A 17,073-nucleotide genomic window follows, 5' to 3' on the forward strand; every position below is an offset into this window, starting at 1 on the left:
CTTGCCTGGGTGAAACAAATCGCGCCAGAAACAAAAACGCCCACTGGTGAGTGGGCGTTTGCTTGTAGCGGAAACCGCTTCAATATTGGTTGCGCGAGAAGGATTTGAACCTCCGACCTTTGGGTTATGAGCCCAACGAGCTACCAGACTGCTCCATCGCGCGGCAAGACAGAAATTATAGCGTACTTTTAGGCTGCCGTTGCAGAATCTGCGGCGGGAGCAGCAACTTCTGCGCGCTCGACCAGTTCCACCAGCGCCATGGGAGCGTTGTCACCCACGCGGAAGCCCATCTTCAGGATGCGGGTGTAACCGCCAGGACGTGTCTTGAAGCGGGGGCCGAGGTCGTTGAACAGCTTGGTGACGCTGTCGCGGTCACGCAGGCGGTTGAACGCAAGGCGGCGATTGGCCACGGAGTCCACCTTGGCCAGGGTGATCATGGGCTCGATCACGCGGCGCAGTTCCTTGGACTTGGGCAGCGTGGTCTTGATGGCTTCGTGCTCGATGAGCGAATTCATCATGTTGCGCAGCATCGCTTGGCGATGCGCGCTGGTACGGTTGAGTTTGCGAAGGCCGTTTCCGTGGCGCATGGTGCTTTCCTTGTATGTTGTTCAATTGGGCAGCCGTATCAGGTACTGCCCAAGGCACTGTCCCGCGAGGGAACCTAAAATTATAACTTCAACGCTTGTCGAGCCCGGCGGGAGGCCAGTTCTCAAGCTTCATACCCAGCGTGAGACCGCGCGAAGCGAGGACTTCCTTGATCTCGTTGAGCGACTTGCGACCCAGGTTGGGGGTCTTGAGCAACTCGTTCTCGGTGCGCTGGATGAGGTCACCGATGTAGTAAATATTCTCAGCCTTGAGGCAGTTGGCCGAGCGAACGGTGAGTTCGAGCTCGTCCACTGGGCGCAGCAGGATCGGATCGAAACTTGCGCCAGAGGTGCGGGTACCAGAAGCAGGTGCTTCGAAGATGTCGCCGCCGTCCAGCTGCGCAAACACGGCGAGTTGCTCGACCAGGATCTTGGCCGACGCACGGACAGCTTCTTCTGCAACGATGGCACCGTTGGTCTCAATCTCCAGCACCAGCTTGTCCAGATCGGTGCGTTGCTCCACACGGGCGCTTTCGACGGTGTAGCTCACGCGACGCACAGGCGAGAAAGAGGCATCCAGCACAATGCGGCCAATGGTTTTGGTGGCCTCGTCGGCGTAGCGGCGCTGATTGCCGGGGATGTAACCGCGGCCCTTCTCCACCTTGATCTGCATGTCCAGCTTGCCGCCTTGGGAGAGGTGGGCAATTACATGGTCCGGGTTGATGATTTCCACATCGTGCGGAGTCTGGATGTCGCGTGCGGTGACGACGCCCTCGCCATCCTTGCGAAGGCTCAGGGTGACTTCATCGCGGTTGTGCAGCTTGAAGACCACACCCTTGAGGTTCAGCAGAATGTTGACCACATCCTCCTGCACGCCATCAATCGACGAGTACTCATGCAGCACACCTGCAATCGTGACTTCCGTCGCTGCATAACCCACCATGGACGAGAGCAGCACGCGGCGAATGGCGTTGCCCAGCGTATGGCCATAGCCACGCTCGAAGGGCTCGAGTTCCACTTTGGCCTTGTTGGGGCCGAGCTGCTCGACATTGATCGTCTTGGGTTTCAGCAGATTTGTTTGCATTCAGACTTCCTCTCAATACCCCCAGCTCGTTACACCGGTAAGGCTGGTGAAGCGCCTGTACCGCGATGCTTCGCGGTACAGGAACGATTTACGTGCTGTGACTGCCCGCCAATTAGCGAGAGTACAGTTCGACGATCAGCGATTCGTTGATGTCGGAACCGAATTCATCACGATCCGGCACCTTCTTGAACACACCCTCGGCCTTGTCGGCATTGACATCCACCCAAGCAGGCATGCCCACTTGCTGTGCCAGCTGCAAGGCTTCGACGATGCGAGCCTGCTTCTTGGACTTCTCGCGCACGGCAACCACATCGCCCACCTTCACGAGGTAGGAAGGAATGTTGACAGCCACACCATTGACCGTGATGGCCTTGTGGGACACGAGCTGGCGCGCCTCGGCGCGGGTAGAACCGAAGCCCATGCGATACACGACGTTGTCCAGGCGGCACTCCAGCAGGGAGAGCAGGTTGGCACCGGTGTTGCCCTTGCGGCGGTCAGCTTCTTCGAAGTAACGGCGGAACTGCTTTTCCATGATGCCGTACATGCGCTTGACCTTCTGCTTTTCACGCAGTTGCAGACCGTAGTCGGAAGTGCGCGCACCCGAAGTGCGGCCATGTTGACCGGGCTTGGAGTCGAACTTGCACTTGTCTGCAATGGAGCGGCGTGCGCTCTTGAGGAACAGGTCGGTGCCTTCACGGCGGGAGAGTTTGGCCTTGGGGCCGAGGTAACGTGCCACTTGAGTGTCCTTTGATATCAACTACCGCAAACCATTGCGGGAGCCGCCTGGGTCGCGTGAGCGTTCGCAGGCGGCGGTGGGCTTCGAAAAAATCAGATACGGCGACGCTTTTGGGGGCGGCAGCCATTGTGGGGAACCGGCGTCACATCGGAGATCGAGGTGATGCGGATACCCAGCGCGCCCAGAGCGCGCACCGAGGATTCACGGCCGGGACCGGGACCCTTGATTTCGACATCCAGGTTCTTGATGCCCTGCTCCATGGCGGCACGGCCAGCCATCTCAGAGGCCACCTGGGCAGCAAAAGGCGTCGACTTGCGCGAACCCTTGAAGCCCTGACCACCGGAAGAAGCCCAAGACAATGCATTGCCCTGGCGATCCGTGATGGTGATGATGGTGTTGTTGAACGATGCATGCACGTGGGCGATGCCGTCCGAAACGTTCTTGCGAACCTTCTTGCGCACGCGCTGTGCGGCGTTATTGGCAGGAGACTTAGCCATAGCGTTCTTTCAGTCTTTATTTCTTCAGAGCAGCAGCACCCTTGCGCGGGCCCTTGCGGGTGCGGGCGTTGGTGCGCGTGCGCTGTCCGCGCACCGGCAGACCGCGACGATGACGGAAACCACGGTAGCAACCGATGTCCATCAGTCGCTTGATGTTCATGGTGGTTTCGCGGCGCAGGTCACCTTCAATGGTGAACTGAGCGATCTGGTCGCGGATTTTTTCGAGATCGCCGTCCGTCAGATCCTTGACCTTTTTCGAATATGCGATGTCGCAAGCTTCGCAGATCTTGCGTGCGCGGGTGCGACCGATGCCATAGATAGCGGTCAGACCGATCTCAGCGTGCTGATGCGGCGGAATATTGATACCAGCGATACGTGCCATTTGCGTCCTCTAATACTTTCCTGATCAACCTTGACGCTGCTTGTGACGCAGGTCCGTGCAGATCACGCGCACCACACCCTTGCGGCGGATGATCTTGCAGTTGCGGCAGATTTTTTTGACCGAAGCCGAAACTCTCATTTCATTCTCCTAAAACCAGATCTAGCGCTCGGGCAAGCTCTGCCTGAAACACTTTGACCCATTGATTACTGGGCCTAAACCAACTTGCACTGGTGATTGCCAAGTGCTCCAAACCACTCCGTCATTGCTGAGTGGACCCCTCACAAGCCACCAGGCTTGAAGTTTGCCTTCTTCAGCAAGGACTCATATTGCTGGGACATCATGTAGTTCTGTACCTGCGCCATGAAATCCATGGTCACCACCACCAAGATCAGCAGCGACGTACCACCGAAATAGAACGGCACGTTGTACTTGATGATCAAGAACTCGGGCAGAAGACAGACCAGGGTGATATAGATCGCACCAATCAGGGTCAGCCGGAGCAGGATTTTATCAATGTACTTGGCCGTCTGATCGCCTGGCCGAATGCCTGGGATGAATGCACCGCTCTTCTTCAGGTTGTCTGCAGTCTCCCGGCTGTTGAAAACCAGCGCCGTATAGAAAAAGCAGAAGAAGATGATGGCAGCCGCATAGAACATCACATACACCGGCTGTCCTGGCGTCAGTGCCCCGGAAATATCCTTGAGCCAGCGCATCGAGTCACCGGAACTGAACCAGTTGACCACCGTGGCGGGCAACAGAATGATGGACGAGGCAAAGATCGGAGGAATCACACCAGCCATGTTCAACTTCAGGGGCAGGTGAGACGACTGCCCACCATACACCTTGTTGCCTACCTGGCGTCTGGCGTAATTCACCAGAATCTTGCGCTGACCACGCTCCACGAACACCACGAAGTAGGTCACCAAACCCACCAGGAGCACGATGAAGATGGATGCAACGATACTCATGGCACCCGTGCGCACCAACTCCAGCAAACCACCGATGGCACTGGGAAGTCCGGCAGCAATACCTGCAAAAATCAGGATAGAGATACCGTTACCCAAACCGCGCTCAGTGATCTGCTCGCCGAGCCACATCAGGAACATGGTGCCCGCAGTCAGACTTACTACGGTCGTCAGACGGAAACCAAAACCAGGCGACAACACCAAACCAGCCGTGCTTTCCAGCGCCACTGCAATTCCCAGCGACTGGAAGATGGCCAAGCCCAGGGTGCCGTAACGGGTGTACTGGGTGATCTTGCGACGTCCTGCCTCACCCTCCTTCTTCAATTGCTCGAAGGTGGGAACAGCATAGGTCATCAATTGAATGATGATCGATGCCGAGATGTACGGCATGATCCCCAGCGCAAACACGGTAAACCGCGAAAGCGCACCACCAGAGAACATGTTGAACAGGTTCAAAATGCCCTGCTGGCCACTGAACAGCTGTTTCAGCTGTTCAGGATCGATGCCCGGCACAGGGATATGCGCCCCGATGCGATAGACGACCAGTGCCAGCAGCAAAAAGACCAGTCGGCGACGCAGGTCGCCGTACTTGCCCGTTTTTGCAATGGAGGCTGCGCTCGTTGCCACGGATTGCTACCCCAAATCAGGCCAGAGAACCGCCGGCTGCCTCAATGGCTGCCTTGGCTCCCGCAGTGGCACCGATGCCACTGAGCTTGACCGGTGTCGAGATCGTGCCCGTCTTGATGACTTTCACGGTCTTCGCAAGTTGGCCAACCAGACCGGCTTGCTTGAGAGCCAGCAGATCCACTTCCGGCAGACCCAGCTTGGACAAGTCTGCCAGCGTCACTTCTGCGTTGTAACGCAGAGACTGCGACTTGAAGCCGCGCTTGGGCAGACGGCGCTGCAAAGGCATTTGACCGCCTTCGAAGCCCACCTTGTGATAACCGCCAGCGCGGGATTTCTGGCCCTTGTGACCGCGACCTGCGGTCTTGCCCAGACCCGAGCCGATACCGCGACCGACGCGACGCTTCGCGTGCTTGGCACCTTCTGCAGGCTTGATGCTATTGAGTTCCATCATGAACCTTTCAGAGGATCTTGACCAGGTAGCTGATCTTGTTGATCATGCCGCGCACCGCAGGGGTATCCTGCAGTTCGCTGGTACTGTTGAGCTTGCGCAGACCCAGACCACGCACAGTGGCACGGTGGGACTCTTTGGTACCGATGGGGCTGCGAACCAGTTGGACCTTGATGGTTTGTTGTGTAGACATCTAGGTTCTCCTGTCAGGCAAAAAGGTCTTCGACCGACTTGCCGCGCTTGGCTGCCACTTCTGCTGCCGTGGTGGACTTGGTCAACGCGTCAAAAGTGGCGCGAACCATGTTGTAGGGATTCGACGAGCCATGGCTCTTTGCCACGATGTCGGTCATACCCATCACTTCGAACACGGCGCGCATGGGGCCACCGGCGATGATGCCGGTACCCTTGGGGGCAGGCGCCATCATCACCGAGGCTGCACCGTGGCTTCCAGTCACTTGGTGGTGAATCGTGCCGTTCTTCAGCGACACCTTGACCATGTTGCGACGCGCTTCTTCCATCGCCTTCTGCACGGCTGCAGGCACTTCCTTGGATTTGCCCTTGCCCATGCCCACGCGACCATCGCCATCACCAACAACCGTCAGTGCAGCGAAACCAAGAATGCGACCGCCCTTGACGACTTTGGTGACGCGGTTGACCGCAATCATCTTTTCGCGCAAGCCGTCATCGCGACCTTCGTCTTGCACTCGGGGTTGAAATTTAGCCATTTTGTATTCCGATCCGCTTAGAACTGCAGGCCTGCTTCGCGGGCAGCGTCGGCCAAAGCCTTGACGCGGCCGTGGTAGGCGAAGCCCGCACGGTCAAATGCCACCTTCTCGACGCCTGCTGCCTTGGCCTTCTCGGCAATACGCTTGCCAATGACCTGGGCTGCAGCCGTATTGCCACCCTTGCCCGAACCACCCAAGGAGGAGCGGATTTCGGCTTCTGCGGTGGAAGCACTGGCCAGCACCTTGCTGCCGTCGCCAGAGATGACTGCAGCGTAGATATGAAGATTCGTGCGATTGACCGTCAGACGCGCCACGCCCTGCTGCGCAATGCGGATGCGTGTCTGGCGTGCACGGCGGAGACGCTGCTCTTTTTTGTTCAGCATGTTGCAGCTCCTTACTTCTTCTTGGTCTCTTTGATCGTGATCTTTTCATCCGCATAGCGAATGCCCTTGCCCTTGTAAGGCTCGGGAGGACGGATCGCGCGAATCTCGGCGGCCACTTGGCCCACGCGCTGGCGATCGGCGCCCTTGATCAGGATTTCTGTTGGCGTCGGAGTGGCAACGGTGATGCCGGCGGGCATTTCAATGTTGACGGGATGGGAAAAACCCACTGCCAAATTGAGCTTGTTACCTGCAGCGGAGGCCTTGTAACCCACACCCACCAGGCTGAGTTTCTTTTCGAAACCCTTGCTCACACCCACCACCATGTTGTTCACCAACTGGCGGAACGTGCCACTCATGGCATCGGCTTCGCGCGATTCATTGATCGGCGCGAAAGTCAGCTTGCCTTCACTGTTGGACACCTTGACCAGCACGTTCTGCGCCAGCGACAAGGTGCCGCCAGAACCCTTCACAGAGATCTGGTCTTCTTTGATGGACACATCCACACCTGCGGGGATGGCCACTGGTTGCTTACCTACTCGGGACATTTCAGTTTTCCTCCATGCCTCGTGTTAGGCCACGTAGCAAAGCACTTCGCCACCAACACCGGTTGCGCGCGCCTTACGATCAGTCATCACGCCCTTCGGGGTGGTCACAATGGCCACACCCAGACCGTTCATGACTTGCGGAATCGAGTCATGGCCCTTGTACACACGCAGGCCAGGACGGCTCACGCGCTCAATACGCTCAATGACCGGACGGCCAGCGTAATACTTCAGGGCAATTTCAATTTCAGACTTGCCACCTTCGGTCTTCACTTGGAAACCGTCGATGTAACCTTCGTCCTTCAACACTTGGGCGATGGCCACCTTCACTTTGGAAGAGGGCACCGACACTGTGGCCTTGGACACCATCTGCGCGTTGCGGATGCGGGTCAGCAGGTCAGCGATGGGATCACTCATGCTCATGTTCAATCTCTCCTGACTGCTTACCAGCTGGCCTTGGTGACACCGGGGATGTCACCGGCAAACGCCAGTTCACGGATCTTGGCGCGACCCAGGCCGAACTGGCGGAACGTGCCGCGCGGACGACCGGTGATCTCGCAACGGTTGCGTTGGCGCGTGGGATTGGAGTTGCGCGGGAGTTTTTGCAGACCCAGACGGGCTGCCTCACGCTCCTCATCGGTGCGCTTTGCATCGGATGCTGCGGCCTTGAGTTCAGCGTATTTCGCTGCATACTTTGCCGCCAGTTTTGCGCGCTTGAGTTCGCGCTGGATCAGAGCTGCTTTTGCCATACGCCGCCTCAGTTCTTGAACGGGAAACGGAAGCCGGCGAGCAGTGCCTTGCACTCGTCGTCGGTCTTGGCCGTCGTGGTGATGCTGATGTTGAGACCACGCAGTGCATCAACCTTGTCGTACTCGATCTCAGGGAAAATGATCTGTTCCTTGACACCGATGTTGTAGTTGCCACGGCCGTCGAATGCGCGACCAGACACACCACGGAAGTCACGCACACGGGGCAGAGCCACGGTGACGAAACGATCCAGGAATTCATACATGCGCACACCGCGCAAGGTCACCATGCAACCGATGGCCTGGCCTTCGCGGATCTTGAAGCCGGCGATAGCCTTCTTGGCCTTGGTCACCACAGGCTTCTGACCGGCGATCTTGGTCAGGTCCGCCACTGCGTTGTCCATGACCTTCTTGTCAGCGACGGCCTCGCTCACACCCATGTTGAGCGTGATCTTGGTCAGACGGGGCACCTGCATGGGCGAGGTGTAGCCGAACTGCTTCATCAGCTCGGGTGCGACTTTTTCGCGGTAATGTTGTTGGAGTCGTGCCATTTCTTACCCCTTAGGCCGTCTTGATTTCAGCACCGCTGGACTTGAACACGCGCACGCGCGAACCGTCAGCCTGCAGCTTGATACCCACGCGGTCTGCCTTGCCCGTTGCGGCGTTGTAGATCGCCACGTTCGACTGGTGAATCGGCATGGCCTTTTCCACGATGCCGCCGGTCGTACCCTTCATGGGGTTGGGCTTGACGTGCTTCTTGACCAGGTTGATACCCTCCACCACCAGATGGGAGTCATCCTTGCGCAGCGTGACGGTGCCACGCTTGCCTTTGTCGCGCCCAGTCAGCACGATCACTTCATCGCCCTTGCGAATCTTGTTCATGGCGCGTCCTTTAGAGAACTTCAGGAGCCAGGGACACGATCTTCATGAAGCGCTCGCTACGCAATTCACGCGTCACGGGGCCGAAGATGCGGGTGCCAATGGGCTCCAGCTTGTTGTTGAGCAGCACTGCCGCATTGCCGTCGAACTTGACGAGCGAACCGTCGCCACGGCGAATGCCCTTGGCGGTACGAACCACCACGGCACTGTAAATTTCGCCTTTTTTGACGCGACCACGAGGAGCAGCCTCTTTGATGCTGACCTTGATGATGTCGCCCACGCTGGCATAGCGACGCTTGGAACCACCCAGCACCTTGATGCACAGGACGGACTTCGCGCCGGTATTGTCGGCAACGTCTAACCGAGTTTCTGTCTGGATCATTTCAATATTCCCAACTTGCACCGGTGAGGCCAAGCGCCGCTTTGCGACACCCACCCACCAGTCAGTCTTGGGCCCGTCGTCCACCCTGCAAACCATTTGCAGGGCTTTTCATGGGCAGAAATTTCGCCTTTTTCTCAGCGAAGCCTGGCATTGTGGCAGAGTCCGCCAGGGGTGTCAACACCTTTATTTGCCAGGGAGGGCGACATAGCGCTCCGTCAACCGAAGGAAGGCCTCCAGGCCAGGATCCACGCCCGTCTCCTCCTGAAGAATGCGTGCCACGTCTGGGGCGGCTGCGGCGGCCTGCCGCGCATCCAGAAACAAAACCCGCCTGCGGCGCGCAAGCACGTCCTCCACCGTCCGTGCGTATTCAAACCGTGCGGCAAAACGCACCATGGCCTCGGTGACCTCCCCACCGAGCGACGCCGCTGCACCGGGCAAATCCCGGACAAACACTTCTTCGCTGCCGTAAGAATGCCACCCTTGCGGGTCACACATGCGGTGCTGCACGGGGCCGCTCGGAGTACCCACCAACGGCAAGCGCACGGTGCCGCCGGCAGGACGCCCAGGCAACAGGCCCTTTTCGAAGCACTTGTCCAGCACATCCTCGGCCATGGCCCGGTAGGTTGTCCACTTGCCTCCAGTGACCGTGACCAAGCCACTGCGGCTGACCAGCACGGTGTGCTCGCGGCTCAGGCTCTTGGTGTTGTTGCCATCATCGTCTTCAGGTTTCACCAAGGGACGCAGGCCCACCCAGATGCTGCGGATGTCGGATGGCCCTGGAGCCCGCCGCAGGTAGCGCGCCGACTCACCCAATATGAACTGCAGCTCCTGCGCAAAAGGCTCAGGCTCACGGTCAAGGTCATTGCGCGGACTGTCGGTAGTTCCGAGGATGACTTTGCCCAACCACGGAACGGCAAACAGCACCCGTCCGTCGGCTGTCTTTGGAACCATCAGCGCATGATCGCTGGGCAGAAATTCCCGATCCACCACCACATGCACCCCCTGGCTGGGTGCCACGATGGGACGGACTGGGCGATGCGTGGCCTCGCTGTCTTGCTGGCGCAGGGCATCGACCCACACACCGGTAGCGTTGACCACACAGCGGGCACGGATCTTGTACGCCTTCCCGGTTTCAGTGTCTTCACACAGCACACCGCTGACCTTGCCCGCATCGTGCACCAGCGAACGCGCGGCGCAATAGTTGACCAACAACGCCCCATGGCGAGCGGCCGTGCGCGCCAACGCCAAGGCCAAACGAGCGTCATCGAACTGACCGTCCCAGTACTTGACACCGCCTTTGAGCCCATCAGGCCGCGCCGTGGGCAGACATTGCAGGGTGCGCTGCACCCCAAGAAATTCGGTTGCGCCCAGCCCGGCACTGCCGGCCAGGGCGTCGTACATCTTCAGTCCCACCCCGTAAAACGGGGACTCCCAACACCGGTACGAGGGCATCACAAACGCCAAAGGCTGCGCCAGGTGGGGGGCATTGCGCAACAAGGTGGTGCGCTCGTGCAGGGCTTCGCGCACCAGCGCAATGTTCCCCTGCGCAAGATAGCGCACCCCACCATGCACCAGCTTGGTGGCGCGGGAAGAAGTGCCCTTGGCAAAGTCATGCGACTCAACCAGCACCACACTGAACCCACGCACCGCGGCATCCAGCGCCACGCCCAAACCCGTGGCGCCGCCACCAATGACTGCCAGATCGTAGGTGCGCTCCTCCTCCAGCCGCGCCAAGAGATCGGCACGCGAAGTGTTCAGGGGGGTGTGGTCTTGCGTCATGGAAAAAAACCGTATTGCGCCTGGATACCGTTGTGGGACTGTGCACATCAACCTGCAGGCGGCAGAGGTCTGGCCGAAGCCACCCCTGCCGCCGTGCTGGTATCAGCGCACCTTGCCGTCCTTCCAGGCCTGGAGCAAGGTGTTGTAGTTGATGGTTTCACCCTTGGGCTTTTCGTTGGCCAGCTTGGCCCACGGCGCTTGCTTGTCGCTCAGCCACTTCTTGGGGTCTTCCTTCTTGTTGAGCTTGGGCGCGCAGCGCTCCATGCCCGCACGCTCCAGGCGTGCCATCACCTGATCCATTTCGTCGGCCAGCGTGTCCATGGCGCCTTGCGGGGTCTTTTCGCCTGTGACCGCCTGCGCGACGTTCTTCCACCACAACTGGGCCAGCTTGGGATAGTCGGGCACATTGGTACCGGTAGGCGACCAGGCCACACGCGCAGGGCTGCGGTAGAACTCGACCAGGCCGCCCAGCTTGGGCGCCATGTCGGTCATGGCCTTGCTCTGGATGTCCGATTCGCGGATCGGAGTCAGACCAACGACCGTCTTCTTCAGAGAGGTTGTTTTCGCAGTCACGAACTGGGCGTACAGCCAGGCAGCCGCAGTGCGGTTGGCATCATGGTCCTTGAAGAAGGTCCAGCTACCCACGTCCTGATAGCCGTTCTGCATACCTTGCTTCCAATAGGGGCCATTGGGGCCAGGGGCCATGCGCCACTTGGGTGTGCCATCGGCATTTACCACCGGCAAACCGGGCTTGGTCATGTCGGCCGTGAAAGCGGTGTACCAGAAAATCTGCTGCGCAATCTGGCCCTGCGCAGGCACGGGCCCGGCTTCGCCAAAGGTCATGCCCGTGGCTTCCTTGGGCGCGTACTTTTTCATCCAGTCCACATACTTGGTCAGTGCATAGACGGCTGCAGGGGAATTGGTCGCGCCGCCGCGGGCCACCGAAGCACCCACGGGGGTGCACTTGTCGTCGGCCACGCGGATACCCCATTCATCGATCGGCAGGCCGTTGGGTGCGCCGATGTCGGCCGTACCCGCCATCGACAGCCAGGCATCGGTGAAACGCCAGCCCAGGGACGGGTCCTTCTTGCCGTAGTCCATGTGGCCGTAGATGGGCTTACCGTCGATCTGCTTCACGTCGTTGGTGAAGAACTCGGCGATGTCCTCGTAGGCAGACCAGTTCAGCGGTACGCCCAGGTCGTAGCCGTACTTGGCCTTGAACTTGTCCTTGATGTCTTTGCGCTCGAACAGGTCGGCGCGGAACCAGTACAGGTTGGCGAACTGCTGATCGGGCAGTTGATAAAGCTTGCCATCGGGCCCAGTGGTGAACTTGGTGCCGATGTAGTCTTTGATGTCGATACCGGGGTTGGTGAACTCCTTGCCTGCGCCAGACATGTAGTCGGTCAGGTTCATGATCTTGCCGTAGCGGTAATGCGTGCCGATCAGGTCCGAATCCGAAATCCAGCCGTCGTAGATGGATTTGCCCGATTGCATGGACGTCTGCAGTTTCTCAACCACGTCACCTTCCTGGATCAGGTCGTGCTTGACCTTGATGCCCGTGATTTCCTCGAAGGCCTTGGCCAGCGTCTTGGACTCATATTCATGGGTGGTGATGGTTTCGGACACCACCGAAATTTCCTTCACGCCCTTGGCCTGCAGTTTCTTGGCAGCGTCAATGAACCACTTCATTTCCGCCATCTGCTGATCCTTGCTCAGCGTCGAGGGCTGGAACTCGCTGTCAATCCACTTCTTAGCCTCAGCCTCCCCTGCCCAGGCCGCCTGGCCCAGGACCAGCGCCGTTGCGGCAAAAGCCACGGCCTTCAATTGCACTTTCATTACTTGTCTCCTGAATGGGACTCCCCGTTGACAACCATGAACCCCGGCCACGGGGGAGGTTCGGGCCGGCATTCCACGAAAAACGGACTCAGCCTTTGCGCAGAATGAACCCCAGCACCAGCATGGACAGCACAAAGCTGATCCACACGGTGGGCTCCGCCTCCAGCGAGAACCACTGCACCATCTTTTCGCCCAACCCCACCCAGACCAGGTTGATGTAGGCGGCGGTCAAAAGACCAATGAAAAGCCGGTCACCACGCGTCGTGGCAATGGGCAGAAAACCCTTGCGCTCGGTCGTAGGACACTTGATTTCCCACACCGTCATGCCGATGAGCATGAGCACGATGCAGGTGAAGAAAACGGCCACCGGCGTGGTCCAGGCCATCCACTCGAACATGGCGACTCCTTGATCAAACCCGGCCCATCGCAAAACCTTTTGCGATGTAGTGGCGCACAAACCAGATGACGATGGCACCGGGCACGATGGTCAGCACCCCGGCGGCGGCCAGCGTGGCCCAGTCCATGCCCGAGGCCGACACCGTGCGCGTCATCGTCGCCACGATGGGCTTGGCGTTCACGCTGGTGAGCGTGCGCGCCAACAGCAGTTCCACCCAGCTGAACATGAAGCAAAAGAACGCCGCCACACCCACACCCGCCTTGATGAGCGGCAGGAAGATGGTGAGGAAAAAGCGCGGGAAGCTGTATCCATCGATGTAGGCTGTCTCGTCGATCTCGCGCGGGATGCCGCTCATGAAACCTTCCAGAATCCACACTGCCAGCGGCACGTTGAACAGCAAGTGCGCCAACGCCACGGCGATGTGCGTGTCCATCAGCCCCACCGTGGTGTAAAGCTGGAAGAACGGCAGCAGAAAAACGGCCGGCGGCGTCATGCGGTTGGTCAGCAGCCAGAAGAACACATGCTTGTCACCGAGGAACTGATAGCGGCTGAAGGCATAAGCTGCAGGCAACGCCACGGTGAGCGAGATCACCATGTTGATGGCCACATAGATCAGGCTGTTGATGTAGCCCGAGTACCAGGACGGATCGGTGAAGATGGTCTTGTAGTTGTCCCAGGTGAAGTGCTGGGGCCAGAACGAGAAGCTCGACAGGATCTCCTCGTTGGTCTTGAAGCTCATGTTGACCATCCAATAGATGGGCAGCACGGCAAAGACCAGGTAGGCGATCAGGAACAGCGTGCGCTTCTGGAAGCGGGGTTCAGTCATGGCCGCCCTCCTTGGCGTCAGCGGTACCCATGCGCTGCATCCAGTTGTAGAGGATGAAGCACAGCAGCAGGATGATGAGGAAGTAGATGAGCGAGAACGCTGCCGCAGGACCCAGGTCGAACTGGCCGACCGCCTTTTGCGTGAGGTACTGCGACAGGAACGTGGTGGCATTGCCGGGGCCACCGCCCGTGAGCACAAAGGGCTCCGTGTAGATCATGAAGCTGTCCATGAAGCGCAGCAGCACCGCGATCATCAGCACGCCGCGCATCTTGGGCAGCTGGATGTAGCGGAACACGGCCAGCTTGCTCGCACCATCGATGCGTGCGGCCTGGTAATAGGCGTCAGGAATGGAGCGCAGACCCGCGTAGCAGAGCAGCGCCACCAGCGGCGTCCAATGCCACACATCCATCACAAGCACCGTCACCCAGGCATCGGTCGCATTGCCGGTGTAGTTGTAGTCAACGCCCATCCATTGCAACGCGGCGCCCAGCAAACCGATGTCGGTGCGGCCATAGATCTGCCAGATGGTGCCCACCACGTTCCACGGAATCAGCAACGACAGAGCCACGGTCACGAGCACGGCAGACGCCTTCCAGCCCTGCGCCGGCATGGACAGCGCCAGCAGAATGCCCAACGGAATTTCCACCAGCAGCACCGCCAACGAAAAAGTGAGCTGACGCCACAGGGCTGAATGCAGATCTTCGTCCCGCATCACGGCGGCAAACCACTCGGTGCCCACGAACACGCGGCGCTCGGGCGAGATGATGTCCTGCACCGAATAGTTGACCACCGTCATCAGCGGCACGATGGCCGAAAACGCCACGCACAACAGCACCGGCAGGATCAGGAACCAGGCTTTCTGATTCACCGGTTTGGTAGTTCCGCTCATGCCTGCTCTCCACGGCACTGTGCATTCCACGCGGCGGATGCAACTGGCGCAGCGTGATCGGCGGGATGCCCAGCAAGGGCCGCCCCGCAGCAAAGGGCGTCGTCCCCCTTCCAGGGGGAAGCCGCGCAGCGGCTCAGGGGGTAGTGTTTCATGGCAACAGCTCCTCGTTCTGATAGAAGCAGGTGTGCTCACCCAGCACCTGCAGCCACACCGCATCGCCAGGCGACGGCAGGCGTTGCTCGGGCGCGAAGCGCGCGCGCAACAGGTGTTCACCCACCTTCGCGGTCAGCATGAAATAGGTGCCGATGTCCTGCACGCGCTGCACGGAGCAGTGCAGCGCACCGGCCTGCCCCGGCTGGGCCAGCGCCAGGTATTCCGGCCGCACACCCACCTGCAAGGCGCCTTGGGGCAGGTGGCGCGGCACCGGCAGTTCCAGCGCAAGGTCGGCCACCCGCAGCTGGGCACCATCCACCTGCGCGGGCAGGAAATTCATCCCTGGCGAACCGATGAAGTGCCCCACAAACACATGCTGCGGGCGCTCGAACAACGCGTCGGGCGTGCCCAGCTGCATGACCTTGCCGCGGCTCATTACCACCACCTGATCGGCAAAGGTGAGCGCTTCCACCTGGTCGTGCGTCACGTAGATCAGCGTGAGCTTGAGCTCATGGTGGATCTGCTTGAGCTTGCGGCGCAATTGCCATTTGAGGTGGGGGTCGATGACGGTGAGCGGCTCGTCAAACAACACGGCCGCCACGTCCGAGCGCACCAGGCCGCGGCCCAGCGAGATCTTCTGTTTCTGGTCGGCCGACAGGCCTGCCGCGCGCATGCCCAGCTGGTGGCTCATCTCCAGCATCTCGGCGATCTGGCCCACGCGCTGCTTGATTTGTGCCTCGGGTACCTTGCGGTTCTTGAGCGGGAAGGCCAGGTTCTCGGCCACCGTCATGGTGTCGTAGATCACCGGGAACTGGAACACCTGCGCGATGTTGCGGTCCTGCGGTGTGGCGCGCGTGACATCGCGACCATCGAACAGCACCTTGCCGTGCGAAGGGACGAGCAGGCCCGACATGATGTTGAGCATGGTGGTCTTGCCGCAGCCCGAAGGGCCGAGCAACGCATACGCGCCACCATCCTCAAACTCCATCTTCAGCGGCAGCAGCGCATAGTCGCTGTCCTGCTGCGGGTTGGGCCGGTAGGAATGGGCCAGATCCAGCGTGATGTGCGCCATGGTCAGCAGCCTCCCGTGCGCTGCGGAGCCAGCATCAGCGCGCCGTGGCTGGCAAACACGTAGATCTGCGACGGGTCGAAATACAGTGTCACAGCAGACCCCAGTTCAAAATAGTGCACCCCCGTGAGTTGTGCCACCACCTCGCCCAGCGGCGTGGCGGCATGCACAAAGGTGTCGGAGCCCGAAATCTCGGCCAGCTCCACCTCACCCTGCAAGGCCACATCGCCGGGGCGCTGGTGCACGCGCAGCGCGCTGGCGCGCAGCCCCACGGTCAGGTCCGGCGCACTGGCGATCGGCAATGGCTGGCGCGGCGCCAGCTCCAGCCCACCCTGCAGGCGCAGGCCCGTGCCCATGGCCACGGCAGGCACCAAGTTGATGGGGGGATCGCTGAAGGCGCGTGCCACACGCAGCGAGCACGGCTCGTGGAACACATCGGCCGTGGGGCCATATTGCAGCAGCCGCCCCTCGTCCAGCACAGCGGTGTAGCCGCCCAGCAGCAACGCCTCTGCCGGCTCCGTGGTGGCATAGACCACGGTGGATTGGCCCGCCGCAAACAGTTGCGACAACTCCTCGCGCAACTCCTCGCGCAGCTTGTAGTCCAGGTTCACCAGCGGCTCGTCCAGCAGCATCAGCGGCGCTCCCTTGGCAAGCGCACGCGCCAGCGCCACGCGTTGCTGCTGCCCTCCCGACAGTTCGGCAGGCAAACGGTCCAGGAACATGTCGATGTGCAGGCGCTCGGCCAGTTCGCGCACGCGCCCGGCAATGTTCGATTCGCCGCGCAGCTTGAGCGGTGAGGCGATGTTGTCGGCAACGGTGAGCGAGGGATAGTTGATGAACTGCTGATAGACCATGGCCACATTGCGCTCACGCACCGGCATGCCGGTCACATCGCGCCCGTCCACGCGTACCTTGCCGCCCGTGGGCTCGTCCAGCCCGGCCATGATGCGCATCAGGCTGGTCTTTCCCGCCTGGGTGGCGCCCAGCAGCACGGTCACCGCATTGCTGTGCAATGCCATGTCCATGTCGTACAACCAGGTCTGTGCGCCCACTTTCTTGTGGATGCACTCCAAAACCAGCTCCATGTGCTCACCCTTTGCAACAACCCGCACTGCCAGGCCCGCTAATTGCGAACCGGTTGCGG

At 60.0% G+C, this 17,073-nt stretch carries 24 protein-coding genes and 1 tRNA gene; all 25 read right to left on the minus strand.

The genetic code is table 11. From position 1 onward, the window contains the following. Window positions 1–86 precede the first annotated feature (86 nt). The 25 genes from MJ602_RS08420 to MJ602_RS08540 all read right to left on the minus strand — a co-directional run bounded on the left by MJ602_RS08420 (window position 87) and on the right by MJ602_RS08540 (window position 17,014). Window positions 87–163, minus strand: a tRNA-Met gene (locus MJ602_RS08420). Window positions 164–188: 25 nt separating this feature from the next. Further along, on the minus strand, window positions 189–587 hold the full coding sequence (gene rplQ / locus MJ602_RS08425; protein ID WP_162015011.1) for a 50S ribosomal protein L17: 399 nt from the start codon (window positions 585–587) through the stop codon (window positions 189–191). Between the two features lie 88 nt (window positions 588–675). After that, window positions 676–1,668, minus strand: a complete 993-nt coding sequence (locus tag MJ602_RS08430; protein ID WP_243020347.1) for a DNA-directed RNA polymerase subunit alpha — start codon at window positions 1,666–1,668, stop codon at window positions 676–678. 112 nt (window positions 1,669–1,780) lie between these two features. Beyond that, window positions 1,781–2,404: a 30S ribosomal protein S4 gene (gene rpsD, locus MJ602_RS08435; RefSeq protein WP_162015009.1), complete on the minus strand. Its 624-nt coding sequence runs from the start codon at window positions 2,402–2,404 to the stop codon at window positions 1,781–1,783. 92 nt (window positions 2,405–2,496) lie between these two features. Further along, window positions 2,497–2,901, minus strand: coding sequence for a 30S ribosomal protein S11 (gene rpsK / locus MJ602_RS08440; protein WP_042427966.1), 405 nt, complete (start codon window positions 2,899–2,901; stop codon window positions 2,497–2,499). A gap of 16 nt (window positions 2,902–2,917) precedes the next feature. Then, entirely contained in the window at window positions 2,918–3,283 is a 366-nt protein-coding gene (gene rpsM, locus MJ602_RS08445; protein WP_162015008.1) for a 30S ribosomal protein S13, read from the minus strand. A 24-nt stretch (window positions 3,284–3,307) separates the two neighbouring features. Further along, on the minus strand, window positions 3,308–3,421 hold the full coding sequence (rpmJ, locus tag MJ602_RS08450; RefSeq protein WP_005793651.1) for a 50S ribosomal protein L36: 114 nt from the start codon (window positions 3,419–3,421) through the stop codon (window positions 3,308–3,310). 140 nt (window positions 3,422–3,561) lie between these two features. Further along, on the minus strand, window positions 3,562–4,875 hold the full coding sequence (gene secY, locus MJ602_RS08455) for a preprotein translocase subunit SecY (RefSeq protein WP_243020348.1): 1,314 nt from the start codon (window positions 4,873–4,875) through the stop codon (window positions 3,562–3,564). Between the two features lie 16 nt (window positions 4,876–4,891). Then, complete coding sequence (rplO, locus tag MJ602_RS08460) at window positions 4,892–5,323, minus strand: 50S ribosomal protein L15 (protein ID WP_162017977.1); 432 nt, start codon at window positions 5,321–5,323, stop codon at window positions 4,892–4,894. Window positions 5,324–5,333: 10 nt separating this feature from the next. Beyond that, on the minus strand, window positions 5,334–5,516 hold the full coding sequence (rpmD, locus tag MJ602_RS08465; protein ID WP_162015006.1) for a 50S ribosomal protein L30: 183 nt from the start codon (window positions 5,514–5,516) through the stop codon (window positions 5,334–5,336). Between the two features lie 13 nt (window positions 5,517–5,529). Further along, complete coding sequence (rpsE, locus tag MJ602_RS08470; protein ID WP_162015005.1) at window positions 5,530–6,048, minus strand: 30S ribosomal protein S5; 519 nt, start codon at window positions 6,046–6,048, stop codon at window positions 5,530–5,532. 17 nt (window positions 6,049–6,065) lie between these two features. After that, window positions 6,066–6,431, minus strand: coding sequence for a 50S ribosomal protein L18 (gene rplR / locus MJ602_RS08475; RefSeq protein ID WP_162015004.1), 366 nt, complete (start codon window positions 6,429–6,431; stop codon window positions 6,066–6,068). 11 nt (window positions 6,432–6,442) lie between these two features. Then, window positions 6,443–6,976: a 50S ribosomal protein L6 gene (gene rplF, locus MJ602_RS08480; protein WP_162015003.1), complete on the minus strand. Its 534-nt coding sequence runs from the start codon at window positions 6,974–6,976 to the stop codon at window positions 6,443–6,445. A gap of 24 nt (window positions 6,977–7,000) precedes the next feature. Then, on the minus strand, window positions 7,001–7,396 hold the full coding sequence (rpsH, locus tag MJ602_RS08485) for a 30S ribosomal protein S8 (protein WP_162015002.1): 396 nt from the start codon (window positions 7,394–7,396) through the stop codon (window positions 7,001–7,003). A 20-nt stretch (window positions 7,397–7,416) separates the two neighbouring features. Next, on the minus strand, window positions 7,417–7,722 hold the full coding sequence (gene rpsN / locus MJ602_RS08490; RefSeq protein ID WP_162015001.1) for a 30S ribosomal protein S14: 306 nt from the start codon (window positions 7,720–7,722) through the stop codon (window positions 7,417–7,419). A gap of 8 nt (window positions 7,723–7,730) precedes the next feature. Beyond that, on the minus strand, window positions 7,731–8,270 hold the full coding sequence (gene rplE / locus MJ602_RS08495) for a 50S ribosomal protein L5 (RefSeq protein ID WP_162015000.1): 540 nt from the start codon (window positions 8,268–8,270) through the stop codon (window positions 7,731–7,733). Between the two features lie 10 nt (window positions 8,271–8,280). Further along, window positions 8,281–8,601 (minus strand): 50S ribosomal protein L24, encoded by a 321-nt coding sequence (gene rplX, locus MJ602_RS08500; RefSeq protein WP_162014999.1) that lies wholly within the window; start codon window positions 8,599–8,601, stop codon window positions 8,281–8,283. 10 nt (window positions 8,602–8,611) lie between these two features. Continuing rightward, window positions 8,612–8,980, minus strand: coding sequence for a 50S ribosomal protein L14 (rplN, locus tag MJ602_RS08505; protein ID WP_162014998.1), 369 nt, complete (start codon window positions 8,978–8,980; stop codon window positions 8,612–8,614). A 183-nt stretch (window positions 8,981–9,163) separates the two neighbouring features. After that, window positions 9,164–10,759 carry a glycerol-3-phosphate dehydrogenase/oxidase gene (locus MJ602_RS08510; protein ID WP_243020349.1) on the minus strand — a complete coding sequence of 532 codons (1,596 nt, stop codon included), beginning with the start codon at window positions 10,757–10,759 and terminating at the stop codon, window positions 9,164–9,166. Between the two features lie 102 nt (window positions 10,760–10,861). Continuing rightward, window positions 10,862–12,595: an ABC transporter substrate-binding protein gene (locus MJ602_RS08515; protein WP_243020350.1), complete on the minus strand. Its 1,734-nt coding sequence runs from the start codon at window positions 12,593–12,595 to the stop codon at window positions 10,862–10,864. Between the two features lie 88 nt (window positions 12,596–12,683). Further along, a complete protein-coding gene (locus tag MJ602_RS08520) occupies window positions 12,684–12,992 on the minus strand; it encodes a DUF2160 domain-containing protein (RefSeq protein ID WP_162014995.1) in 309 nt (102 codons plus the stop codon). Between the two features lie 13 nt (window positions 12,993–13,005). Then, window positions 13,006–13,818: a carbohydrate ABC transporter permease gene (locus tag MJ602_RS08525; RefSeq protein WP_162014994.1), complete on the minus strand. Its 813-nt coding sequence runs from the start codon at window positions 13,816–13,818 to the stop codon at window positions 13,006–13,008. After that, window positions 13,811–14,707, minus strand: a complete 897-nt coding sequence (locus MJ602_RS08530; protein WP_162014993.1) for a carbohydrate ABC transporter permease — start codon at window positions 14,705–14,707, stop codon at window positions 13,811–13,813. Before MJ602_RS08530 ends, MJ602_RS08525 begins: the two co-directional genes overlap by 8 nt. A gap of 148 nt (window positions 14,708–14,855) precedes the next feature. Beyond that, a complete protein-coding gene (locus tag MJ602_RS08535) occupies window positions 14,856–15,932 on the minus strand; it encodes an ABC transporter ATP-binding protein (protein WP_243020351.1) in 1,077 nt (358 codons plus the stop codon). Between the two features lie 2 nt (window positions 15,933–15,934). Continuing rightward, window positions 15,935–17,014 carry an ABC transporter ATP-binding protein gene (locus MJ602_RS08540; protein ID WP_243020352.1) on the minus strand — a complete coding sequence of 360 codons (1,080 nt, stop codon included), beginning with the start codon at window positions 17,012–17,014 and terminating at the stop codon, window positions 15,935–15,937. Window positions 17,015–17,073: the final 59 nt, after the last annotated feature.

The organism is Simplicispira sedimenti (assembly GCF_022760965.1).
Classification (GTDB): domain Bacteria; phylum Pseudomonadota; class Gammaproteobacteria; order Burkholderiales; family Burkholderiaceae_C; genus Simplicispira; species Simplicispira sedimenti.